27 protein-coding genes are annotated in these 23190 nt (G+C 60.3%); 17 read left to right on the top strand and 10 right to left on the bottom strand.

Going from position 1 to position 23190, the window contains the following annotated elements:
* Positions 1 to 10: 10 nt before the first annotated feature.
* The gene (locus QZ409_RS19585; RefSeq protein ID WP_296714715.1) at positions 11 to 409 is read right to left on the bottom strand and encodes a flagellar export protein FliJ; all 399 of its coding nucleotides are present in this window, start codon (positions 407 to 409) and stop codon (positions 11 to 13) included.
* Between the two features lie 517 nt (positions 410 to 926).
* On the opposite strand from QZ409_RS19585, the gene QZ409_RS19580 reads away from it, so the two are divergent.
* From QZ409_RS19580 to QZ409_RS19570, 3 genes are all read left to right on the top strand, one after another.
* Positions 927 to 1628: a response regulator transcription factor gene (locus QZ409_RS19580; RefSeq protein WP_283367717.1), complete on the top strand. Its 702-nt coding sequence runs from the start codon at positions 927 to 929 to the stop codon at positions 1626 to 1628.
* A 144-nt stretch (positions 1629 to 1772) separates the two neighbouring features.
* Positions 1773 to 2693, top strand: coding sequence for a hypothetical protein (locus tag QZ409_RS19575; protein ID WP_296714710.1), 921 nt, complete (start codon positions 1773 to 1775; stop codon positions 2691 to 2693).
* A gap of 1 nt (position 2694) precedes the next feature.
* Complete coding sequence (locus tag QZ409_RS19570; RefSeq protein ID WP_296714708.1) at positions 2695 to 2865, top strand: hypothetical protein; 171 nt, start codon at positions 2695 to 2697, stop codon at positions 2863 to 2865.
* Positions 2866 to 3011: 146 nt separating this feature from the next.
* Here QZ409_RS19570 and QZ409_RS19565 read toward each other — a convergent pair whose 3' ends face one another.
* From QZ409_RS19565 to QZ409_RS19550, 4 genes are all read right to left on the bottom strand, one after another.
* A complete protein-coding gene (locus QZ409_RS19565; protein WP_296714704.1) occupies positions 3012 to 4019 on the bottom strand; it encodes an NAD(P)-dependent alcohol dehydrogenase in 1008 nt (335 codons plus the stop codon).
* Positions 4020 to 4095: 76 nt separating this feature from the next.
* Positions 4096 to 4464: a response regulator gene (locus tag QZ409_RS19560; RefSeq protein ID WP_296714702.1), complete on the bottom strand. Its 369-nt coding sequence runs from the start codon at positions 4462 to 4464 to the stop codon at positions 4096 to 4098.
* Between the two features lie 128 nt (positions 4465 to 4592).
* A complete protein-coding gene (gene trxB, locus QZ409_RS19555; RefSeq protein ID WP_296714699.1) occupies positions 4593 to 5552 on the bottom strand; it encodes a thioredoxin-disulfide reductase in 960 nt (319 codons plus the stop codon).
* 77 nt (positions 5553 to 5629) lie between these two features.
* Positions 5630 to 6868 (bottom strand): heterodisulfide reductase-related iron-sulfur binding cluster, encoded by a 1239-nt coding sequence (locus QZ409_RS19550; RefSeq protein ID WP_296714696.1) that lies wholly within the window; start codon positions 6866 to 6868, stop codon positions 5630 to 5632.
* Positions 6869 to 7041: 173 nt separating this feature from the next.
* Here QZ409_RS19550 and QZ409_RS19545 point away from each other — a divergent pair, with 173 nt between their 5' ends.
* The 7 genes from QZ409_RS19545 (at position 7042) to QZ409_RS19515 (ending at position 13169) form a co-directional block, all read left to right on the top strand.
* Positions 7042 to 7389, top strand: coding sequence for a hypothetical protein (locus tag QZ409_RS19545; RefSeq protein WP_296714694.1), 348 nt, complete (start codon positions 7042 to 7044; stop codon positions 7387 to 7389).
* Positions 7386 to 7523: a hypothetical protein gene (locus tag QZ409_RS19540; protein WP_296714689.1), complete on the top strand. Its 138-nt coding sequence runs from the start codon at positions 7386 to 7388 to the stop codon at positions 7521 to 7523. Before QZ409_RS19545 ends, QZ409_RS19540 begins: the two co-directional genes overlap by 4 nt.
* A 311-nt stretch (positions 7524 to 7834) precedes the next feature.
* Positions 7835 to 8044 carry a hypothetical protein gene (locus QZ409_RS19535; RefSeq protein ID WP_296714686.1) on the top strand — a complete coding sequence of 70 codons (210 nt, stop codon included), beginning with the start codon at positions 7835 to 7837 and terminating at the stop codon, positions 8042 to 8044.
* Between the two features lie 207 nt (positions 8045 to 8251).
* A complete protein-coding gene (locus QZ409_RS19530) occupies positions 8252 to 9382 on the top strand; it encodes a hypothetical protein (RefSeq protein ID WP_296714684.1) in 1131 nt (376 codons plus the stop codon).
* Complete coding sequence (locus tag QZ409_RS19525) at positions 9375 to 11147, top strand: DNA primase family protein (protein WP_296714682.1); 1773 nt, start codon at positions 9375 to 9377, stop codon at positions 11145 to 11147. Before QZ409_RS19530 ends, QZ409_RS19525 begins: the two co-directional genes overlap by 8 nt.
* An 800-nt stretch (positions 11148 to 11947) precedes the next feature.
* Entirely contained in the window at positions 11948 to 12694 is a 747-nt protein-coding gene (locus QZ409_RS19520; protein WP_296714831.1) for a hypothetical protein, read from the top strand.
* Between the two features lie 70 nt (positions 12695 to 12764).
* The gene (locus QZ409_RS19515) at positions 12765 to 13169 is read left to right on the top strand and encodes a histidine kinase (RefSeq protein ID WP_296714680.1); all 405 of its coding nucleotides are present in this window, start codon (positions 12765 to 12767) and stop codon (positions 13167 to 13169) included.
* Between the two features lie 9 nt (positions 13170 to 13178).
* Here the strand turns inward: QZ409_RS19515 and QZ409_RS19510 are convergent, their stop codons facing one another.
* Positions 13179 to 14486: an ATP-binding protein gene (locus tag QZ409_RS19510; protein ID WP_296714678.1), complete on the bottom strand. Its 1308-nt coding sequence runs from the start codon at positions 14484 to 14486 to the stop codon at positions 13179 to 13181.
* The gene (locus tag QZ409_RS19505; protein WP_296714677.1) at positions 14483 to 15148 is read right to left on the bottom strand and encodes a response regulator; all 666 of its coding nucleotides are present in this window, start codon (positions 15146 to 15148) and stop codon (positions 14483 to 14485) included. The genes QZ409_RS19510 and QZ409_RS19505 overlap by 4 nt, the downstream gene beginning before the upstream one ends.
* Positions 15149 to 15321: 173 nt before the next feature.
* Here QZ409_RS19505 and QZ409_RS19500 point away from each other — a divergent pair, with 173 nt between their 5' ends.
* The 7 genes from QZ409_RS19500 to QZ409_RS19470 all read left to right on the top strand — a co-directional run bounded on the left by QZ409_RS19500 (position 15322) and on the right by QZ409_RS19470 (position 20866).
* Entirely contained in the window at positions 15322 to 16101 is a 780-nt protein-coding gene (locus tag QZ409_RS19500; protein ID WP_296714674.1) for a hypothetical protein, read from the top strand.
* 314 nt (positions 16102 to 16415) lie between these two features.
* Positions 16416 to 16919 carry a hypothetical protein gene (locus QZ409_RS19495; protein WP_296714672.1) on the top strand — a complete coding sequence of 168 codons (504 nt, stop codon included), beginning with the start codon at positions 16416 to 16418 and terminating at the stop codon, positions 16917 to 16919.
* Positions 16920 to 17713: 794 nt separating this feature from the next.
* Positions 17714 to 18307, top strand: coding sequence for a hypothetical protein (locus QZ409_RS19490; protein WP_296714669.1), 594 nt, complete (start codon positions 17714 to 17716; stop codon positions 18305 to 18307).
* A 34-nt stretch (positions 18308 to 18341) separates the two neighbouring features.
* Positions 18342 to 18926, top strand: coding sequence for a hypothetical protein (locus tag QZ409_RS19485; protein ID WP_296714666.1), 585 nt, complete (start codon positions 18342 to 18344; stop codon positions 18924 to 18926).
* 648 nt (positions 18927 to 19574) lie between these two features.
* Complete coding sequence (locus QZ409_RS19480) at positions 19575 to 19928, top strand: hypothetical protein (RefSeq protein ID WP_296714664.1); 354 nt, start codon at positions 19575 to 19577, stop codon at positions 19926 to 19928.
* A gap of 18 nt (positions 19929 to 19946) precedes the next feature.
* Positions 19947 to 20525 carry a hypothetical protein gene (locus QZ409_RS19475; protein ID WP_296714663.1) on the top strand — a complete coding sequence of 193 codons (579 nt, stop codon included), beginning with the start codon at positions 19947 to 19949 and terminating at the stop codon, positions 20523 to 20525.
* Positions 20522 to 20866 carry a hypothetical protein gene (locus tag QZ409_RS19470; RefSeq protein ID WP_296714660.1) on the top strand — a complete coding sequence of 115 codons (345 nt, stop codon included), beginning with the start codon at positions 20522 to 20524 and terminating at the stop codon, positions 20864 to 20866. Before QZ409_RS19475 ends, QZ409_RS19470 begins: the two co-directional genes overlap by 4 nt.
* Here the strand turns inward: QZ409_RS19470 and QZ409_RS19465 are convergent, their stop codons facing one another.
* From QZ409_RS19465 to QZ409_RS19455, 3 genes are all read right to left on the bottom strand, one after another.
* A complete protein-coding gene (locus tag QZ409_RS19465; protein ID WP_296714658.1) occupies positions 20867 to 21094 on the bottom strand; it encodes a hypothetical protein in 228 nt (75 codons plus the stop codon).
* 586 nt (positions 21095 to 21680) lie between these two features.
* Complete coding sequence (locus tag QZ409_RS19460) at positions 21681 to 22901, bottom strand: site-specific integrase (protein WP_296714654.1); 1221 nt, start codon at positions 22899 to 22901, stop codon at positions 21681 to 21683.
* Between the two features lie 122 nt (positions 22902 to 23023).
* Positions 23024 to 23164: a hypothetical protein gene (locus QZ409_RS19455; protein ID WP_296714651.1), complete on the bottom strand. Its 141-nt coding sequence runs from the start codon at positions 23162 to 23164 to the stop codon at positions 23024 to 23026.
* Between the last annotated feature and the right edge of the window lie 26 nt (positions 23165 to 23190).

Genomic DNA, 23190 nt, shown 5'->3' with positions numbered 1-23190 from the left:
GGCGGAGGGTTCAGGCGCGCGCGCCGCGCAGGTTCCCAAATTCCGGGACGTCGCGGGACAGGTCGCCCAGCACGGAGGTCTTTTCGCGGCCTTCCAGCACCTGCGCTTTGGTCAGCTCCTCATTGGCCTGATCGAACAGGACCCGGGCCTCTTCGAGCTGACCCTTCAGCTCGTCGGCCGAGTGCAGCAGATTCTCGCGGCGCGTGCGGGCCGCGCGGGCATAGGTCGAATAGGCGTAATGGGTCGTGTCCTTGACCCCGGACTTCTGCTCCTCGGTGGCGATCTCGCGTTCGAGCTCCGCCGCCATGCGATTGAATTCCGCGATCATCATTTCGATCTGCGTCAGGCGGCGGCGCTTTTCCTCCACCTGGAAACGCTTGAGACGGACGAGCGTATCTCGCGACTTCATCACAACAAACTCCAAGGACGCAGGTTGAAAGACTCTTTCAACCACGTGACGTAAATTCCGCGAGACAGCCGGAGATTGCCGTATGGAGGTTGCCGTTTCCTTACCGGAAAACGCGAAATCCCACTGTTTCGCCAAATTTGTTGCGAGATGCGGTAAAAGCCGGGACGCCTGTAAGGCTTCGTTAACCCCCATGCTTAACACTCCTTATCAAAGTTCCCGCCCACGCGCCGACCGGGGCGCCGAAACGGGAATGGCGGGGCGCGCCTGCGCCAGCGAACGGCTGGCCGACCGCCTTTCCACAATTGTTTTTTCGTTGCAGTCGAGGAGTTTACGCAACCATAGGGAAAACGACGCCGAATGCCCTTGCCAGAGGGAATCACTCTTTGTTAACCATTCGGTATTAAGCGTTTTTCATAATGATTTGCGTGGGCGCTCGTCTTGGGCTGATGGCATGCCGCTAGCCCGGCGGCGGTTTCGGCCGGCGTCGCAATCCTTGGGGGCGGGGTGAGGACTTCACATGCGCGTATTATTGATCGAAGACGACAGCGCAACCGCGCAGAGCATCGAATTGATGCTCAAGTCCGAGAATTTCAACGTTTATACGACCGACCTCGGTGAAGAGGGCATCGATCTCGGCAAGCTTTATGATTACGACATCATTTTGCTCGACCTCAACCTACCCGACATGTCTGGCTATGAAGTGCTGCGCACCCTGCGCGTCGCCAAGGTCAAGACGCCGATCCTGATCCTCTCGGGTCTCGCGGGCATCGAAGACAAAGTGAAGGGTCTCGGCTTCGGCGCCGACGACTATCTGACCAAGCCCTTCCACAAGGACGAACTGGTCGCGCGCATCCACGCCATCGTCCGCCGCTCCAAGGGCCACGCCCAGTCGGTCATCGCCACCGGCGATCTTGTCGTCAATCTCGACCAGAAGACCGTCGAGGTCGGCGGCGCCCGCGTGCACCTGACCGGCAAGGAATATCAGATGCTGGAGCTGCTCTCGCTCCGCAAGGGCACCACGCTCACCAAGGAAATGTTCCTCAACCACCTTTATGGCGGCATGGATGAGCCGGAACTGAAGATCATCGACGTCTTCATCTGCAAATTGCGCAAGAAGCTCGCCAACGCCAGCGACGGCCGCAATTACATCGAAACCGTCTGGGGCCGTGGCTATGTGCTGCGCGAGCCTTCCGACGCCGACGAGCGCATCACCGCCTGAATCATCTGGCACGAATTTGAGACAACCAAAAACCCCGCCTTCCAGCGGGGTTTTTCTGTCTCGTTCATCGCAAGCCTTGTTCCAACTTCCGATTGAGCCATTCGCATATGTTGGTGCCATTTGTCATATTCAATGGAGATGGACTTGACGTTAGCTGAAACTGTCGTCGACTGGGTGATTAAGGCGCTTCCCCATGACACATCGGACGCCGCCGTTGTGACCGCGCTCCGCAACAAACATCCGGGCGAGCTTCTCGCGCTGTTTTTCAACTGGCAGGGCCGACTGATTTCATCTGAGCCGCGTAAGCTGATGCGTTCGACCCAATTCGACCAGAATACCGTCGCGGCCGAACGATCTGGCGCTGTTTTGCAGATCATTGACGCTATCGAGCAAGGCAACGATTTATCTAGATATCTTAGCCGCCGAGTTCGCAGCGGTTTCGTGCTGCCGGACAAGCCAAACAAGAAAAACTTACGCCGACTTCAGCACCTCGACATGCTGTTGAATGAGTGGGGAATCCATCACCTGCACCTTTCTACTAATGTCGAGATAGATGGCTTTGTGGAACGCGGTGGTCCACTTCTGTTCGTCATGTTTCGCGCGGATCGCGCCTATCTCCTGGACATTGGAACGCACGAGACGTTTGAGGATGACAAGCTAGCGCAAATTGCGATCTCGAATTGGCCAAACGATCAGCTCTTTCTCGAAATTAAGGGCATCATTGGCCTTTCCGGAGGAACCTCGCACACAAGCGAAGACCGCAAGAAACTTCGCTCTGCCGGGATATCAAGCTTCATTCAGTTCGGTAATCGGGTGTTCTCGCCGGCAGGGGGAATTTCGACTGCGGGGACATCAGTGCAAGCTTCGATGCGGTCAAACCGGATTATGCGCGCGCTCGAAATATTTGAGGAACATGTCCTCGCCGATCCTTCGCCAATCATCGCCTTTATTCGTAAACATGGCGGCATGCCTGCCGATCCCCCAGAGTTTGAATTCTCGCTGTTCCAAAACGGATTTGGGGTGATCGAAAAAACGAGTGGTGTTCCTATCGGATTGCAAGGGTAGGATGAACCAGCCCGCACTCATCACGGTCGACCGAGTTCCCGCCGTCATCGCCGCCGGCGGCGAGAAAGCGGCCTATTGCTTCCTCGAATTCTTCAAGGCGCCGATCAGGAATCACACGCGTCGCGCCTATGCGCGCGCAGCAGGAGTTCAAGGTCGCAGAAGCGACGGTTAAATTCTGTGGTCACGAGGAGCAGAAAACGTGGCGTCCCAGATGAAACAACTTCCTCGCTCGCCGCATTCAGCCGTATCGTCTGACTCGTCCGTTCCGCTGAAATGATCGAACCCCGCCGTTGAAAGCGGGGCTTTTTCGTTGAACCCTCAGAATTCCAGGCAGATCTTGCCGAAATGCCGGTTGCTCTCCTGATATTGGAAGGCGGCGACGATGTCCTCCAGCGGAAAGGCCCGGTCAATCACCGGCTTCATGCCATTGGCGTCGATCGCGCGGACCATGTCGGCCTGCTGGCGCCGGCTGCCGACCAGAACGCCCTTGAGCTGCAACTGCTTCAGCAAGGCCGTGATCATCGAGAACTCGCCCGAGAGCCCGCTGAGAATGCCGATCAGCGCGATATGCCCGCCAAGCCGCGCCGCGATCATGGATTGCTCCAGCGTGCCGGGGCCGCCGACATCTATGACATGGTCGACCCCGCGTCCGCCCGTAAACCCGCGCGCGATTTCGGCCCAGTTCGGATTTTTGCGATAGTCGATCAGATGATCCGCGCCAAGCGCTTCGAGTTTCGCCAGCTTTTCAGCGCTCGAAGAGGTGGCGATGACCGTCGCGCCGGCCATTTTGGCGAATTGCAACGCAAAAATGGAGACGCCGCCCGTGCCCTGCACCAGAACCGTCTCACCCGCCTTGAGGCCGCCGTCATCATGCAGGGCCCGCCACGCGGTCAGGCCGGCTGTGGTCAGCGCGGCGGATTCCGCATGGGAGAAATTCTTCGGCGCATGGGTGAAGGCGCCAACCGGCGCAGTGACGATTTCGCGGGCGTAGCCGTCCTGTCCGTCGCCCGGAACGGTGGCGAAATCGGCGAAAGGCGGCGCGCCGTCGTTCCAACCGGGGAAAAAAGCGCTGACGACGGCGTCGCCGACCGCGAATTCCGTGACCCCTGCCCCGACCGCCGTGACCAATCCCGCGCCGTCGGCCATGGGAATGCGCGGCTCGCTCGGCCCCCACATGCCGCTGACCACGGCGTAATCGTGATAATTGAGGGAATTGGCGTGCAGGCGCACGGTGATTTCGCCAGCCGCTGGCGGATTGGCGTCGCGCTCGCTCAGAATCACCCGGTCAAATCCGCCGCCGGGTTGCACGATCATCGCCTTGGCCATCAAAACCTCCCTGTGTTTCAGACCATTTCAGCCCGGAGGCGCCCGGGCGGCAAGAGGCCTTTGGGAGGAAAGGACGTCAGGCGACCAGACCAACGTCCTCGAATTTTTCCTGCATGCCGCGACGATCGAACGGTTTGAACAACACGTCGTCGGCGCCGGCGCGCAAGACGCGGCCAATCACCATCGGATCATTTTCCGTCGCGCAAAAGATGATCTTCGTCGTGTCGCCGCCCGGCAGGCGGCGAATCGCGCGCAGAAGCTCCAGCGGATCGGCGCTCGGCATGCTGCTGTCGAGCAGGATGACCTCGGGCATCTGCTGTTCGCAGATTTGCAGCGCCTTGGCGCCATTGTCGGCTTCGACGCTCTGGAAATGCAACAGCCCCAAAATACGGCCGGAGACCATGCGGATCACCGCCGAATCGTCAACGACTAGACCCCGTTTCATTCCTCAACCCCCGAAACCGCCGCCGCGCGAGCAGGCGCGCAGGCTGTGATTGTGGGGCGAAGCCCTGAAGAAACCGCTAATAGGGGCGCGCCTGCCGCGATTCGCGGCGGCCTGCGCGATTGCCCCGGTCAGCCGTGCTTGGCCGCCAGCCAGCGTTCGGCCTCCAGCGCGGCCATGCAGCCAAGGCCCGCCGCCGTCACCGCCTGGCGATATTTGTCGTCGGCCACGTCGCCAGCCGCGAATACGCCTTCGATATTGGTCGCGGTCGAGTCGGGCGCGGTCTTGATATAGCCGTTGCTCTTCAATTCGATCTGGCCGGCGAACAGCTCGGTGGCGGGCTTGTGGCCGATGGCGATGAAGACGCCGTCGAGCGGCAGCGTCTCGGTCGCGCCGGTCTTCACATTTTTGATGCGCAGCGCCTCGACCGAAAGCGGCGCCTCGCTGCCCAGAATCTCATCGACCGCGCTGTCCCAGCGGATCTCGATATTGGGCCGCGCGAACAGGCGCTCCTGCAGGATGCGCTCGGAACGCAGCGAATCGCGGCGGTGGATGAGTGTGACCTTCTCCGCGATATGGGAGAGGTAGAGCGCCTCCTCGACCGCCGAATTGCCGCCGCCGACCACCGCGACCTTCTTGCCGCGGAAGAAGAAGCCGTCGCAGGTCGCACAGGCCGAGACGCCAAAGCCCTTGAACTTCTCCTCGCTCGTCTCGCCGAGCCATTGCGCCTTGGCGCCCGTGGCGATGATCAGCGAATCGGCCGTATAGACCTGCCCCGAATCGCCCGTGATCTTGAACGGCCGCTGGCCCAGTTCGACTTGGGTGACATGGTCGCTGACCAGACGCGCGCCGACATGCTCGGCCTGCGCCCGCATCTGCTCCATCAGCCAGGGTCCCTGAATGGGATCGGCGAAGCCCGGATAATTCTCGACGTCGGTCGTGATCATCAATTGGCCGCCGGCGTCGAAGCCCGAGATCAGGATCGGCTGGAGCATGGCGCGGGCGGCGTAAATGGCCGCCGTATAGCCTGCGGGGCCCGAGCCGATGACGACGACTTTGGCGTGGATGGGCGACGTTTCGGCGTTCGACATGAAAACTCCACGGGCGGCGGCAAAGCAGCGGCTGCGCTTCTCAGGTCCGCACCAGATAGGTCAAAGCTCCGCTTTCCTCAAGCCGGGACGAGCGAATCCCGCAACAGCACCGCCATATGCACGGGTTTGCGGCCGGAGCCGTCCTTGATCTGATGGCGGCAGGAGAAGCCATCCGCCACGATCACATCGCTCGGCTTCGCTGCGCGGACGGCCGGCAGCAAGGCGAGTTCCGCCATCTGCTGCGAGGCTTGGTAATGTTCGGCCTCGAAGCCGAACGAACCCGCCATGCCGCAGCAGCCGGATTCGATCAGCTCGAAATCCAGCCCCGGCACAAGGCCCAAGGTCTTGCGCAGCGACTTCATCAGGCCAAAGGCTTTCTGGTGGCAATGGCCATGGGCGTAGACCTTGACGCCCTCCGGCGCCTTCAGCGGCAGTTTGAGCCCGCGCAGCGCCTCGCGCGCGATGAATTCCTCGAAAAGATAGAGGTTCTTGCCGAGCGCGCCGATCTCGGCGCCAAGGCCGAGGCTGAAAAATTCATCGCGCATCGAAAGCAGGCAGGACGGCTCCAGACCGACGATCGGCGCCCCGGCCTCGATTGCGGGCTTGAGCGCGGCGATCACCCGGAGCGCCTCGGCGCGCGCCTTGCCCACCATGCCCATGGAGAGAAAGGTGCGCCCGCAGCACAAGGAACGATTCGGCTCGGGATCGTCTGGCGCCGGCCGCGCGATCTGGACGCGATAGCCGCCAGCCGTCAGGACCGCAATGGCGGCTTCCGCGATTTCGGGATCGAAATGCTGGGCGAAGGTGTCGGCGAACAGCCAGACGTCGCCGCGTTCGCCGGAGCCGAATGGTCCCTTGGCCGTGAAAGGCTTGGCGGCGGGCGGCGGCAGAGGCCGCCGCGACGTCAGCCCCAACCATTTTTCCGCCGCCCAGGCGACAGGCGGCAAGGCGTTGCGCATCAAGGCCAGCCAACGCGCGGGGCGGCGCCAGCGTCCGAGCCAGGCCGGCAGCCCGCCGAACAATCTTGTCCGAAGCGAGACGCCATGCGTCTCGTTTCGCTGGGCGAGATATTCGGTCTTGATCAGCACCATGTCCACGGCGCTGGGACATTCCTTCTTGCAGGCCTTGCACGAAACGCAGAGGTCCATGGCGGCGGCGAGGCGCGAATCGCCGAAGGGATCGTCGCCATAGTCGCCATTGAGCGCCGCCTTGAAGGCCGCAACCCGCGCCTCGGTGGAATGGGCGGGATCATGGGTGATGCGGAAGCTCGGGCACATCACGCCCCGGCCCTCGCGCTGGCATTCGCGATTATGCATGCTTATCGAGTTGCCCCGTAAACCCCCGGAAAACATGGGGGTCCAGTGGCGGAACTTACATTTCAGCTTACATTTTGTTGGCCGACCGGAAAACCCTACCCCGGCAAATCTTAACCATAGCACCGACCCATATTTGTAACTACATTAGCCTCAACAGTAGTTTGGAGGCTAGGATGAACATCAGCCCGTGGGATTGCCCGCATATTTCAATAAATAACGCCATAACGCTGCTAAACCGCTCCAAGTCAACGGTATATGCCTTAATCTGTATTGGTGAGCTGAAGTCCGTCTACTTGGGCCGCAACGTCTTCGTCACCACGGACAGCATCAAAAGCTTCCTGCACCGCGTTGAGACTGGCGATCTGCAACTGAAGAACATCCACGAGGCCGCGCAGAAGCTGCGGCGGGCACCGGGCTACAAGACCAGCCCGATCATGGCGAAGGCGTTAAAGGTGCGCTGGGACAAGGCCAAGGCGGCCAAGGAAGCGGCCAAGGCGACGGCATCGGAGGCGGCCCCGTGACCAGCCGCAGCGCACGGGCCAATGCCGTCCTCAAGGCCAAGGTTGAACAAGCACCGGGCACCCGCTCGACCGGTATGACGTTCTCGGGCTACCGCAAATATGCGCGCCGCCTCCTCGACAGTGGGAAAATCTAGATAGCCCATGTAACGGCTGCCGTGAGTGCTGCTGGCACCCTCTCGTTGATGTGGACCCAGCCCGGGAATCACCTGAAACCATGGCGGCCCTCATTACGGAGCTTCACTCAGACTGACCACGTAGAAGCTTTGCCACCCGTCCTGACAGTTTGCAAAATTTGTTCTGGTGGTATTGGGCTACCGCAGAACGTTCCAGGATTTATGTCACAAGTAAATGATCCTTTACATCAAGTATTGGCTTGACAGGCCTCTAATATATCCCATAACATTACCCTTAATACAGCAATGCCAACCTCTGGAAAGGACAGCAAATGGCACTGACAGAACTTGGACAGGCCAAGGAAAACCTGCGCGTAGAGCGTCTTCGGCTCACAAAAGCCCTCGGTGCGGCCGAAAAGTGGAATGAGAAGGTGGGGCGCATTTTTGCGGCTCGGGAAGTCGCGGAGCGCCGTTTCAATGAACTGAAGGCGCAGGCCCGTCAGGGGCATGAAGCTTTGCGAGAGCAAGGCGTGGCGGCATGACCGGTGCGCTACAAAAAGTAAAGCCGTCGAGAGTGTACATCTCGACGGCTTCCGATTCGCTGCTGACCAAGGCGTTGAACCAACTTACTGTTTGATGACTATACTAGCTTTGTTGACGGGCGTCAACCGTCTAACGCAAGTTCCAACCACAGAATAGCGTTTTTTCAGTCTTGGTTCACGCCTCTTTACATAAGAGGTCGTTGAACAATGACTACAAACATCCCCCTCGAGTTCACTCTACTTGAATGCCAGCCCGACAAAAGGGCGGCAAAGAAGATCATTAAGCGCGGCTCAGACGCACCGGTCGCGCTCTCCTATGACTACATTAAAGAGTGGAAGTTTCACCCCAAGTCCCTCACCGGACTGGACGCCTTTAAGCGGGCGCTTGAATGGCTGGCGACAAGACCGCAATGGGTCATCGTGCGCGGTGCGCCGGTCGCCGGTCTGGACTTGTCCGGTTGGCACGTCCGCCAATGGGCGAGCGATACCCCGACACTCAAGGCGGTCCCGCGCCAGTGGATCGCTCTCGATATTGACAAGCTACTGGTCCCGGCCCCTCTCGGCCTAGGGGCGTATGTCCGTCAGGCCGCCCTCTATGTGCGCGACGGCATCCTGCCGCCCGAGTTTCACGGCGTCCGCATGATTGGCACAGCCAGCGGTAGCACCGGCGGCATCGGCCCCACTACAGCCAATCTACGTCTGTTTGTCACCATCGACAGGCCAATTGCGGATCGTGTGTTGGAGCGTTGGGCCAAGTCGGTGCAGGTCGCGCTCGACAAGCCCATCGACGCCGCCGTCATGCGTACCGGACAACTGATCTACACAGCTCGGCCCGTCTTTGAGGGTATGCGCGATCCGGCTCCCCCAGACCAGTGGGTGTTCTGGCTCGACGGCGAAGACCGCCCCGTGGCCCTCGACCTGACTCGTTATGCCGACGTGGCCGATGAGATCGACCGGCACACCAATAGCGTCCTCAAGTCCTGCGGCAAGGACTGGCGGGCGGCGGCATCGGCCATGGTCGGCGTTAGCGCCCTCGGGGAAGGCGACACGAACCCCTCCGGCGCAAAGGCCAGCACCTTCTTTGACCCCCTAACGAGGGTCATCGGTGCGGCAGTTGCACAAGGCGAGGACTTTGACGATGTGGTCGGTTTTTTACTACCGCTCATCGCTGAGCGTGCCGCCGGGGATGCAAGCCGGATTCGCCATTACAGCCGGATTTGGATTCGCCAGACCTTCAAGAAGTTCAACAGCAAGGACGCCATCGGCGGCAAGGTCCGTGAGCTGACTGACGATGATATTGCTTGGTTTACTGAACATGGAGTCGACGGCGATGAGTGATATGGCAGACGGCCCCATGAGTGCGGAGGAATTCGCCGCCCACACGACTACGGCGAGGGCCGATACCGAGCAACGTGAAGTAGAGGTCAAGGCCAAGGTAGACGCGCTAAAGCAGGCTCGTGCGGCCGTGACCAGTGCACTCAGTGTGGAACGCCATGTGAACAAGCGCACATTGGATGTAGCCCGGACTTTTATTGAGGGCCGGCATACACAAGGGGGCGTCCGCATGCTGCAATATGTTAGCCAGACATTCTACAGCTTCAACGGCAAGGTCTACGAGTTCATCCCAGATGATTATGTAAAGGCTGAGTTACATAAGTACATGGAGAATGCAAAATATCCGGTTATTGACGAAAAGACTAAGGAGGTCACGTATCACTATTTTGACATGGACGCAAGATCAGAGGGCAACTGGTTTAACGCAATCAAACGCCAATGTACACCGCAAGGCGCCAAGGTTGCCTTCAACACATGGTTGCCGGGCGCACCGGAAGACGCACCACCGGGGGACAGGCTGTTAGTGTTCAACAACTGCATGTTGAACTGGGAAACCATGACAACTCTGGAGCATACACCTCTCTACTTCACAACCATACTGCTGCCATATGCCTATGAGCCAGACGCCAAGTCCCCATTATTTGACGGATTCCTCTGTGATCTTTTCAACACGCAAGAGTCACGGGACTGTCTTGTAGAGGCCTTTGGCTACTACATGACGCCACTGACTTTTTTGCAGAAAATGATCGGGATGTTTGGAGACCCGCGCGCCGGAAAGGGGGTTGCGACAAGGCTTCTGCAACACTTGACAGGCGAAATGAATTGCAAGGTCACAAACCTGTCAGATTTTGGCTCTCATTATGGAATGCAGAAGCTTATCGGGTGCCGGGCAGTTTTCTTCCCGGATGTACGTGCAAACTCTAAAAATCAGAATGTACACGTCGCCATCGAGAGGATTCTTTCTATTGTAGGTGAGGATGGGTTAAGCATCCCAGTCAAGTACAAAGAGGATTTTTGTGACGCCAGCCCATTTAAGATTTTCATGGTGGCAAACGGCCCACCAAAACTTGCCGATGATACGCAGGCGTTAATAGCGCGCATGATTGCTCTCAAAACAGCTAATTCATTTGTTGGCCGGGAGGATAAAGACCTTTTCAGTAAGTTGGTAAAAGAGCTTCCTGGCATCGCCAACCGCGCTCTGGCTGGACTTAAGACCCTTCTTGATCGCGGTCGTTTTATACAGCCGGTAGAAGGTCTTGAAACCCTAAAAGAGATTGAACAAGCCTTGGATCATATTGCCCTGTTTTTGGCTGAGGAATGCGTCATTGAAAAAGACGCTTCCGTTATCAGGGAGGACATCTATGCGGCATACTGTGTGCTTTGTGACAAGATAAAACGGGTGCCGGATCTTGAAAGCAAGTTTGGGCGTTTTGTGGCAAAGGCTGTCCGGCGCGTTCTGGCCGAGGAGCTTGGGGAAGATCTTGGCGAAGAGTTGAAAGACGCAAAAAATATACGCGATGGCAAAGGTGGCTGGACAAAGGTCTACTTTGGGGTCCGGTTGAAAACCGCTGAAGAGCGTCAGTCCATGAGCTCCCCCGCAGCCCGCCAAAAAATGATGGAGTCGGAAGCTCAGTCGCGACTTGCTGCAAGAACGGCGATCGATGCGCTCAACATGGAAGAGCGTTATAAGGCCAAACTGATGAGCGAAGGTGAAAGGGACGTCGAGATTGTAGACGGCAACATTGTTGAGTTGAAGCGCCCCAGTTAGGGGCTACGGCCAAGGTTAAGGTGTGACGGTTAGGGCAGGGAGGGCGTGACGGTTAGGACCGGGGGAGCGGGATGGCGGGGTGGCGCGGCGGCGGGATGTGGTTTTGTGCCGGTTAGTAACCGTCACAGGGGGGTTAACCGTCACACTAACCGTCACAGTAGAAATGCCTTTAGAAACAATGACTTCCGATTCTTTTTATATGTTTGTGACGGTTGTGACGGTTAGAAATTTAAAAAACCTATAAGCATTAAGGGGGGGGAAAATAGGGGACTATAGTGGAGAAAACAGTTTTTTTGCGGTTTTAACCGTAACCGTCACACCTTAAGCTTAGCCTTATGGATTGGGCACAGGCCCCCGCCGCCTGCACCGGTCGTCCGCCGCCCGCCGCCGAGATCCACTCATTACCGGCTAGATAGAATCACACGCTTGGTGCCCTCGGGCGATGACTGGATTCGGCTCGAACGCGTCTTTCAAGCTTTTCTCGCAATGGCCGGTGCACCGTCGTCAGCGGACTTTCACTGCTTCGGTCGGACGCGTATTCGTGACCCAAGGCGGTCCTTCCTCGAAACGTGGATGAAAATTCTAAAGCGGTCATTCTCAAATCTTTTCCAATCAGGCCACGGTCTTCCGATCTCTCGGCGGGAGCCTGGAGGCAGACTTCATTCTCGATGAGGCCTCGATCCGCCTAAGTTGCTCCTAAGTCCCGTTCTCTAGAAAGCGCGCATGGCGACGACAAATCGCCTTCGCTCAAACCGAGGACGAAGATCTTGATCCTTCATGACGACGCGCCTGGCAGGCACATGTCGAACAAGGTTCCGACGGTTACCTTGTTTTTCTGGATCATCAAGATCATGTCGACGACCGTCGGAGAAACCGGCGCCGATTATCTCGCCGTCCATTTCGGCCTTGGGACGGCTCTCACGGGCGCGCTGATGACGACCCTGCTCGTTGTCGCGTTAGTCGCGCAATTGCGCCAGCGTCGTTATGTCCCTTGGCTCTATTGGTTGACTGTGGTGCTGGTCAGCGTCGTCGGCACACAAATCACCGATGCGCTGACGGACAAGATGGGCGTCAGCCTCTACGCCAGCACAGGCGCCTTCAGCGGCGCCTTGGCCGTCACTTTCGCAGTCTGGTACGGGGTCGAGCGCACGTTGTCTATCCATTCGATCGTAACGACGCGACGCGAGCTTTTCTACTGGGCTGCGGTGCTCGGCACCTTTGCGCTCGGCACGGCGGCAGGCGACCTTGCGACGGAAGCATTGGGTCTGGGCTTTCGTGTCGGCGTTGTCGTGTTCAGCGGCCTTATCGCCGCCATCGCCGCAGCCTATTACCTCGGCGCCAACCCCGTCCTGGCTTTTTGGCTCGCTTACATCCTCACCCGCCCGCTCGGCGCCGCACTCGGCGACCTCCTGTCCCAGGCGCGCGAATATGGCGGCCTTGGGCTCGGCGCGCTGCATACGAGCCTGGTCTTTCTCGCCGTCATCATCGGACTGGTCTGGCGCCTCAGCCGATCGCACGCGCCGCCCAAGGCGGCGGCCTCCGCCTAGGCCGCCCTCGTTTCAGCTCCACGCGTCCGGCAGCCCCTGCTGCTGCGAGCAAAACCCAAAGAGCACGTCCATGAAAATGCGTAAATTTATCTGGAAGGCCCTTCTCGTCACGGTCCTGGCCATTCCGCCGGCGATTCACGGCGTCTCGCCCTTGGCGCCGACGTCCGCGGCGCAGGCCGCGTCGCTTTCGAAAATTGGCGACCTTTCCGCGTTTCGGACGATCGCAGCCGATTCATTGGCGCTGCTCGACAAAGGCGATCTCGCTGGCGCCAGGACGCGGATCAAGGATCTGGAAATGTCCTGGGACTCGGCGGAGCCATCGTTAAAGCCGCGTGACGCCGCGGTCTGGCACAAGATCGACAAGGCGATCGACCGCGCTCTCGCGGCCCTGCGCGCCGCCGCGCCTGACCTGGCGGTCTGCAAGCAATCGCTGACCGACCTGCTGGCGATAATGGACGCCGAAGGCAAGGCCTAGCCGCGCGGGTCATCCGGTGACAGCCGGAAAAGAGAGGGTCGCGATGGCGCCGGGGCCGTCGTCGCGATTGCGCAGTTCGAGCGCGACGCCATTGCGGTCGGCCGCCGCCTTGGCGATGGCCAGTCCGAGGCCCGTCCCCACGACATCGGGCGGCGCGGCGCGAAAAAACCGATCAAACAGCCGCGGCAGCGCCTCCGGCGTTATTCCATGGCCTGCGTCGGCGATTTCGATGCGGGCGCCTTCCTCCAGTTTTCGTAGTCTCAGCAGAATCGTCCCGCCCGGCGTGGAATAGCGCACGGCGTTGTCGAGAAGATTGCCGAGGATGATGCGCAGGTCCGCCGCATTGACGATAACACGGGCGTTTTCCAGCAGGTTGAAATCAAAGCTCAGGTCCCTGGCGCCAGCAAGAGAGATGAAGTCGGCGGCGGCATCGCGGAGGGCGTCGCCAAGGTCGACGCTTTCCCCGGAAGCGGAAACAGGCGCATCCAGGCGCGCCAGCTTCAGCAATTGGCGGATGAGCGCGGATGAGCGCAGAACGCCGGCCTTGAGGTCGGCCACGATCTCGCGGGCGTCGCGATCCAGCTCCTGGGCTTGCAGATTATCGACCTGAATTTGCAAAGCGGCGAGCGGGGTGCGCAATTCATGCGCCGCATCGGAGACGAAGCGCTTTTGCTGGTCGAGCGCCTCCTGGTGCCGCCCGATCAGCGTATTCATCGCGTCGATCAAAGGCGCGATCTCGGTCGGCACGAGGTCGACGGCAAGGGCTTCCGTCTCTTTGACGCCACGATCGGCCAGCCGAGTCGAAAGATCGCGCAGCCGCAGCAGGATTTGACTCAGCGACCAGCTGATGACGAGCCAGGCCAGGGGCAGTGCAAGCAACAGCGGCAGCGCGGCGCCGGTCGCGGCCCGCGCCGCCAGATTGGCGCGAAAGCTCTGGCGCTGACCGACCTGCACCGCGCGCCGGGAATCGGCGACGCGATAGACGCGCCAATCCTCTCCGGCGGCGCGGACGTTGGAATAGCCCGCGCGGTCGAGGGACGGCATTCCGACCGATGGAGCGGAATCATGGACGAGGCGTCCAGAAGAATCGTAGATCTGGACGACGAGTTCATCTTCGGCTTCGTCCGCGGCGGCGGCGTCCGGAGCCGGCGAGGCGAAGCCCGGCCCGGCGTTCAGCGCCATCTTGCGCAATTGCGTGTCGAGAAAACTATCGATCTCGCTCTCGACAAGTTGATGGGAGAGAACAACGGCGGCGAGGCCCACCGCCGCAAGAAGCGCCGTCATTCGCAAAATGGCGGTGCGTCTGATGGAAATCACGGCTGATCCTTGACGACCATCCAGCCGGCTCCGCGAATATTGCGCACAATGTCGCGGTCGAACTTCTTGCGGATGACGTGAATGAGGAAATCGATGGCGTTGCTTTCGACCTCTTCGCCCCAGCCGTAGATGCGCTCCTCGATCTGCGCGCGCGACAGGATCGCGCCGGGCCGCTCCATCAGGGCGCGCAGCAGGGCGAATTCGCGGGCCGACAGCATTTCCTCCATGCCGCGATAGGCGGCCACGTGGGTGGCGAGATCGAGGGTAATTTCGCCGCTGCTCATCCGCGATTGCGCCTGGCCATTATGCCGGCGCAGCACGGCGCGGATGCGCGCCAGCAATTCGCTGAGATCGAACGGCTTGACGATATAGTCGTCGGCTCCGAGGTCGAGACCCGCGACCCTGTCGTCCACGCTGTCCTGCGCCGTGATGATGATGATCGGAATGGCGGTTCCGGCCGCGCGAGCCTGTTTGAGCACGTTGAGGCCGGACAACAGCGGCAGGCCGAGGTCGAGCAGCACAATCGCATGTTCGGGGTGGGCGAGCGCCGCGCTGGCGATCTCGCCGTCCTTGACCCAATCGACAACCATCGACTGGTCGGCAAGCCCGCGGACAAGGGCCTTTCCCAGCATGAGATCGTCTTCGACAAGCAGAACGCGCATGACGCATGTGGACTTTCAAGATTGGTCTGGCGCCAGTTTGATCTCGGCGCCGCCGTTTGGCGAGCTAATTTGCCGCTAAGTCAGAGGGGGCATTCTGCCCGGAATGCACGAGGCGCGGCGGCGCGCAGCGCTCGACTTTGCGCGCGGCGACGCCCGTCCAAAAGGAAGCTCCGATGACCGAATCGCAAAAAGCAGCCTTGAGCAAGGTTCCCGAAGTCACTCTGACATTCTGGCTCATCAAAATTCTCGCGACGACATTGGGAGAAACCGGCGGCGACGCCGTGACCATGTCTCTGGACCTCGGCTATGCGATCGGCACCGTCATTTTCGCCGCGATATTTGTGATGGCCGTCGCCGTGCAAATTCCTGCGAAAAAATTCCATCCCTGGCTTTACTGGTTCACCATTGTCGCCACCACGACGGTCGGCACGACGATGGCTGACTTCGCCGACCGATCGCTGGGCATAGGCTATGCTGGCGGATCGACCATTCTGTTTCTTTGCCTGGCGGCGTCGCTCGCCGCCTGGCGCTGGTCGGAAGGCTCCATTTCAGTCAATACCGTCGCGACGCCGAGGGTCGAAGTCTTCTATTGGGTGACGATCCTGTTTTCACAAACGCTTGGCACGGCGCTGGGCGACTGGATGGCCGACACCAATGGCTTGGGCTATGAGGGCGGCGCCATCGTGTTCGCGGCGGCCCTGGCGCTGGTCGCCGTCGCCTATTTCTACACCAACATCTCGCGCGTGATGCTATTCTGGACGGCGTTCATCCTTACGCGACCGCTGGGCGCAACGCTTGGCGACTTTCTTGACAAGCCGGTCGCCAATGGCGGCCTCGCCGTCAGCCGTTTGGGCGCCTCAGCGATTCTCGCCGTCGCGATCATTATGCTGATCGGCGTTTTGCCGCAAAGAGCCGGCGCTCACCCTGGCGTGGAAGAAAGCAAGGCATTGTAGTTTCACAGCGGCCATAAACGTCCGCTTTTCACCGAACGCCCGGATCCTCCAGCCGACCTCGAATGGCCGCATCTGGCGCATCCTTCCCCTTCAGCCATCGACCGGTGTTTTCTCGGGACCAGTCCTTCGCGCTAGTCCCGCTTCCCGCCGTTTCGCGCCATTCGAGGTCGGTACCAAGCGTTAGATTTTATCCAGCACAGGAGGCCACCGCCAAGGAAGAAGGGGATGCCGCCCGCCCAGCCAAAAAAAACCGGTGTACGGCGCTCCGGTGCAAGCCGGGCTAAACCCACGAGACGGCCCCACGCCGCCGGTGTATGTTCAAAGACAAAGCCTCTGGACAGGCTCTAACATCTGAAAAACTATCAATGGCTGGGAATGGTGGCAAACGTGAAGGCGCAGGCAGAAAAGCCGGCGTGCCAAACAAGGATCGTCAGAGTGCTGCCGATGCGCTAATCGCGTCTGGTCAGAAGCTGCCCCATGAACGTCTTCTGGATTTGGCTGATAAAGATGGCGTCCTCGACAGCGTTAAGGCCTCGGCCCTCGCGGCGGCCGCGCCCTATTTTGCGCCAAAATTCTCGCCCCTGCCGGCTCCTCAACTTAATCTCGATCCTTTCGAGCTTGGGTCGATTACAACGGCGGCCGCCGCCATGGAAGCCGTGGGCGTAGTTGCCCAGCGCATCGCGGCGGGGACGCTGGACCTTGCCGTGGCCAACGCCCTCATCAGTGCTTTGCGCGTAATCGTCGAGATTCACTCATCTACTGAGCTTGAACGTAAGATCGATCTTCTCGAGGCTAACATAAAGGCCATCCAAGGATGAGGCGCGACAGCTCTTTACACAAGCGCCTCGATGCCATGTTGGAGCTCCGGTCACCTGAGCCGCGCACCATCCTTGTGTCGGGCGGCACCGGGGAAGACGCGCCCGATGTCAAGGTGACCACCCACGGCCGGGTCTACATCATCTCCGGCAGCGGACATTCCCTGCCGTCCGATGAGGGCGGGGACATCCCCCCGGCCTCCGACGCCAGCCAAATGTGCTGAGGCCTCCATGCCTTGGTGCAGACGGGACCGCTCAGACCCCGGATGTACAGGCTGGGCGGCCCCGTCCCTTGCGGCCCCATATTCCTCCCCGCCAACGGTCAATCCACGACAAGTTTGTGGTAATCTGTCGTTAAATCCCTATCTCGGTTACGGTCCGTCACCGCGCCCTGATTGTTTTTACAGGTCAATTACCAGAGGCCTAATCGCGAGCTGACAGACATCTGATATCCTGGCCATGCCACCACCTCCAGCCCGACGCCAGCGGTCCAAGTTATATCAGGTAGACCATAAATACCTGCCTCCTGACCGCAAGTAACGGGAGACGGACAAAAGCATTGCTGGGACACTGTACCTTGCTCGGGCAGGTGCACAACTTCACTTCTACAAACTCTATACCAGCCCAAGATCCACTTGTCGTGTGAGCTATGGTTGGAGTTTGAGCATGCCCACTCAGGTTAAAAGCCGTCACAGCACCGTCAATTCGCCCAAGCCCATGCCCGGCGCGACGGTCCCGCTGCCTCTAAGCCCCGGCGCTCTCAGCAGCCCGAGCAACCCGAAGAACGGTCAGCAAAAATGAGCGCCGACACCGACATGGTCGAGGTGCCACTTTGGATGGCGACCGCCCTCGCCATCGGGCAGGAGCAAGCCGCGCGGCAAGCGAGGGCGGACGCTACCGGTCAGTCGGAACCGATCTACATGACCACCCATGGTCCGCTCCCCAAGTGGAAGCTGAACGCTTTGGGCGCACGGATCCTTGACCCCAGCCCGATCAATACCGTCCGGTCGGACGCCACCCCCAAAGCCCCAGAAATCGATCCTGAAAAGCTGGCCAAGCTGGCGGACGGGTTGGATGCGCTGGCCTCGCGTATGGACACCCTGGAACGGGTGAGGGCCGCCCGTGTGCAGGCAGATGCCGGACTGGCGGCGGAAGCCCAGCGTGTAGCCGACACCATCTCAGCCGATAGCGAGACCGAGGGCGATGATGATCCCATGACCGGCTACAGCGGCGGGGACGGGGATGTCCTCGACCCTCAAGGCAGCTCGTCTTTCCCCGATCCCGACCTCGCGCCTGTTGGCGGCATCGCCCAAGGCGGTCTGGAGGCCGAAGCTGATGATTATGGCGTGAGCCGCAAGGGGACAGCGGCCCCTGAATTGGTGGCCCACTAAACTTCTGGAAACACTAGACTAGGAGGACAAACTGATGAGTAAAATCGACACCGTTCTTTCGTCTCTCGAATCACTCAACGCTCGCATGCAGAAGTATGAAAACGAGGAGCGGGTGCGGGCCGATAGCGTCGCGCGCCGTGCCCGAGAGATTGAGGTCGAGCGTCACAACGCCGAGCAGATCAAGTCCGACCATGCTTGCCGTGGCCTTCAGGCCGAATTTGACGAAATCTTGCAGCCGTGGGGCCGCTCGGCACCTCGCCCGGCTGCGGGGGAAAATTTGGATCACTATAAGCGTAGGCTTGGCAACGAGCTTGTCGCTCGTCTGCCGCAGCGCCACCCCATGGCCCAGATCGACTGCCTGCGGCTGCGGAACGACGCGCTGGACGCCATCATGCCGCAGATCGTGAAGGCCGCCACCGAGGCCGCCGTCAGCGCCGATAGCGTCCCCGCCGGACATATCGAAATGCGCAAATACCGCGATTCAGATAGTGGCCATGTCGAGAATCGCTTCTACGGCAAACAGAGCTTTGTTGTCGAAATGGGCCGGCCCTCCAAGCGGGCAATTCTGCCGACCATCAACGAGATCGCTCAGCGGCAGAAGTCCGGCATCTGGCAGTGAGCTATTGAATCCCGACGACGCGCACCTGCCCGGTTATGCGTCGTCGGTAAACTGCGACACCGGTTGAGAACGGCGGTGTCGTGGTCGAGGGGCGGTGTGTGAGCCCACCGCCCCTTTTCACCTGTCCCTGCCAGCGGCGCGTTTAAGCGGCACGCTGCCCGGCGGGGACGGGTGGCCGCCGAGAACCTCCGCTGCTCTCGGCGGCCTTCCACCAAAGCCCGCTGTCAGTTCTTTGTCAGACCTCAGAGCCTCTCGCTGATAAACCAACACGATATCAGGGGATGCGCGATAACGGACGACAACCGCCATGGTTTTTCAGACCGCCCATCGACCTCCCCGCCCGCTGCTGCGCCGCATTGTGAAGGCGGCTAGCAGCGCCACCGAGTCCATGGGGACGCTCTGGCCTCTCGTGCGTGGTCGGTATGGGGATGCAGTGCAAATCCTGGACGCTGACGGCAACCCGGTTGTCCCGTACAGGGCGCCCCCTACAGGCGTGGTCCCCGTGGGGACGGCCTCCACCACCACCGGCCCCGTAAAACCCGCCACGGACGCGCCCTGCCCCGGCAATCCGCTACCCCAAGGCTTGGACATGGACATCCCCGGCCCCGTGTCCACCGGCGCGTCGGACCTTGCCGGTCCATGGGGACAATGGCGCACATCACCCAAACCGAGGAATCAATAATGGCCTATGAGCGAAACAATGGAGACCCAGCCAACTCAATGCCAACGTGGACCTGTCCGCCGCCCAACCAAATCTTGACTCATTTGGCCGCAGCCGGATCGACTTTGGTAAAGAATGGATCGGGCGCCATCAGCTCCATCAACAGCAATGACAACGCCGCTGGAACTCTATCGATCTACGATGGTTTGAGCGCAGCCGGAACCCTGCTCGGCGTTATTGATACGGGCGCACGAGGCTTTATCCCCTGTCCGTGGAAATTTTCAACCGGCCTCTTTGTTGTGAAATCGACCGGGGACGACATTACGATTTCATCCGTTTGAACATCTGGAACAGCCACCATGCACTCAAAAATCGAAGTTGCCCGCACAGCCTTGCTTGCGGCCTATACCCACAAGGCTCGGGTTCAACGGAAAGTGAAGACTCTCCAGCACGAGCGCAAAACGGCTTACGCCGACCGCCAGTCAAAAGTGGCATTTGATTGCGAGCGTCGTTGCGCCACCGCCTCCCGTGAGCTGGAACAGGCGACCAGTCTACATGCACGGGCGCTGGCCGACTTCCACGAAGCCGAGCAGGCCATTGTCACGGCGGCTGAACGCGCCGCCGCCGCTGTTGCCCCTGCTCAGCAGAAGGCCGACGAGGACGCTGCCCGTGTGGCCGCCCGCCATGCTAAACGAGCTTCTGTATTGACAGAGGCCCGCAACACGGCGCGCGTGGTGAGGATTGCCGAGAAGGCCGCAAGAGTGGCCAAGGCGGTTGCCCCATCCCGTCTGCCACCGCTGCCGACGACGCTGCCGCCCAAGGAAGTCTTTAAGGCCCTGCCACCGGCCGAGCGGCTTGCCCTGCTACGTCAGCGCGCAGATGAGGCGGCGAACAGGGCTTTTGTGATGAGGTCGAAGGTGGAGGAAGTCCGCGCATGACGACGAAATCGGCCTCTCCCAAACCCAAGACCCGATCTCTGGACATCAAATTGATAGATTTTCAGTCTGCCCTATCGCCGCCACGGGGCCGCGCGGTCCCAGTGCGCTCGACGGACGTGGCGGTCTGCAACGCCATCTTTGCCGATGGCACCGCCGTTTGTCTCATGTGTCGTACCAACTTGGGACTTTATGATATTCCCGGCCTTGTCATTGCCAGCGAGTCCCGGGTGGACAAGGACACGCAGTTGGTTCGCGCCCGGCATGTGTGCGAAAAATGCTGCGGGACCGTTTCATATGCCTCAATCAGGGCTAAATTCGTCGCCGTCATGGGCGGTGAGTAGTCACAAAGACCACAGTGCATGCTGTGCGGCGGCCAGCGCCTCCACGGCCGCCCGGTAGTCTTCAACAGCCCCCCGGCGATCCTCGACCGCCTGCTTATAGCTCCGGTACGCACGGGCCGCCCTCTTCTCCAAGACAAGCCGCTCCAGCAGGGCGGCATTGGCCTCGGCCTTGGCGGTAGCATACGCAGCCTCGGCGTGGGCAAGATTCAGATTAACTGGCTTGTTCATTGTTTTCATCCTCCGACCGGCCAACAGAATGTCGAGCCGGGGGATGCGGTGATATTGTGAAAATCACGCCCTTACTATGGTCAAGAATCGGCGACTGACACTCGGTCACAGGTCACCATCGAGAGCCGGTCCGAATAGCGTTGCCGAGGAGGCGGTTAGCTCCCAACCCTGATATGGGCGCTGACAGACCGCTTACATTCCATAAGGTCATCTGCGGCCATATGCGCACCCGCACATATACGGGCGACGTATTCAACGGGTTCCCCGGAAACTAGAGCGCCGATGGTGACGAGTCGGATCGTGAGGGCCTCTTTGTCCTCGGTGCTGAGGCGGGTGAAGATCTTGCAACAAGCCTCGGCGGCAAGTTCCATAGTTCAGTTCCTTGAGGTTGGGAAGGGGATCACATTGCTACCGGCAGGGGCGCGCCGTGGAGCGGTTGCATGTCGCCATAGCTGCAACAGCCCCCGGACGACTGCCAGCCCAGCCCACGCTGCGCCGGTGCAGGCCCAGCCCACCACGGCGACGGCCAGCCGGACCAACCAGAACAGGGCCATGACCGTGGCGACAAGGACCAGCAAGTGGACCATCAGCTTTGCACCTTGATTAGCGGGATGACATTGCCGGAGGCAGACGGCCCATCGCAGAACTCACCCCATCGGTTCATGTAGATTCGGCGCTTGGCAAGGGCGGTCGTCCGTAGGTAGGCCTGCACCGTCGCGTCGCCACATGAATGGGCGATGCACGCCTCTGCGACGTCAAACGGGCAGTCTGTTTCAGCACCGAGGAATGACCGCAGGCTGCTCCGAAACCCATGCGTGGTGACGTTGCCCCGTCCCATGGCCCCAAGCAGGGCGCGGACGCTGCTGCCGTGCATCTGCGCCCCCGGACGTGTCGGGGACTCAAACACGAGGCCGGACGGACCTCGGAACTTATGGGCCTCTTTGAGCAAGGCTAGGAGTTGAGGAGTCAGCGGGACATCGTGCGCGCGACGGCTCTTCATTCTGGCCGCCGGGATCGTCCATAGAGCCTTGTCGAGGTCGATCTCTTTCCATGTGGCCCCCAGCACCTCACCCGCTCGGCACCCGGACAAGATTATCATTTCCAGCACGCGAGCCGTTGCCCTGCTGACTTGTTGCCTGCGAAGCTCTGCCACGAAAGCCGGGACATCGGCATAGGGCATGGACGGCCGGTGCTGTTTCACCCGCCCCTGCGCGGGGAGGAAGTGCTTCATGGAGGCCCGCCAGTCGGCCGGGTTGTCCAGTCGGTACTTGCGGCCGACGCAGAGGCCAAACACCTGTGAGATGTTGACCAAGGCCGCTCGGGCGCTGACGGGCGACCGCGTCCAGAGATCGCCCAGCGCGGCGGTGATGTCGTCCGGGGTGATGTCGTTGACGGGCTTGTTACGCAGCGCGGCGGCCACGACCTCGACGTGATAACGGGCCTGCGCGCCGTGGCCAGTTGTCCAGCCCGGCTCTTTGAGGGCCAGCCAAGCCTCGGCGGCGTCGGCAAATGTCGGCGTCTTGTTGACCACTGGTGACCGTGCGGCCTTGCGCGCGGCATTGGGGACCAGCCCAGCCTTGAGCTTGGCCCGAATCTCATCGGCTCTGTCAAAGGCCTCGTCCCGTGAGGTATCGGCCCCACCCAGCCCCGATTCGGTAACCTTGCCTCCAACGGAATAGCGGAACACCCAACGGCGCGATCCGCTAGGAGAACAAATGATGTAGACTCCTCGGCCAACACATAGCCGCCCACCACCGGCAGGCTTGAAGGCGGCGCACTCCTTAATTGTAAGTGTTTTCTTGCTCATTGGACCCCCAACTTATAAGCGAACTTGCTTTTCGCTCAGGGGGTGAACATACGGCAACCTCCGTCAGCTTACAATCAGGACGACCTCACTTTAATGATTTCAAGGGCTTGCGCCACACCAACCTACACCGACAAACACCCCTCTGGCTGGTGCATGCAGACCGCAACGGCCTTGGCGTAATTGCCGCCGCGCGCGGGAATGCCGGAATAGGCGTCCCCAATGCCGTAAGTGTCGTAGCCCGACCAATCCAGATGCGTCTTCATGCCTGCTCCCACTATCGCGGCGAGCA

This window comes from Rhodoblastus sp. (assembly GCF_019449565.1).
GTDB lineage: Bacteria > Pseudomonadota > Alphaproteobacteria > Rhizobiales > Beijerinckiaceae > Rhodoblastus.
This window is presented reverse-complemented; position numbering and strand designations above follow the sequence as displayed.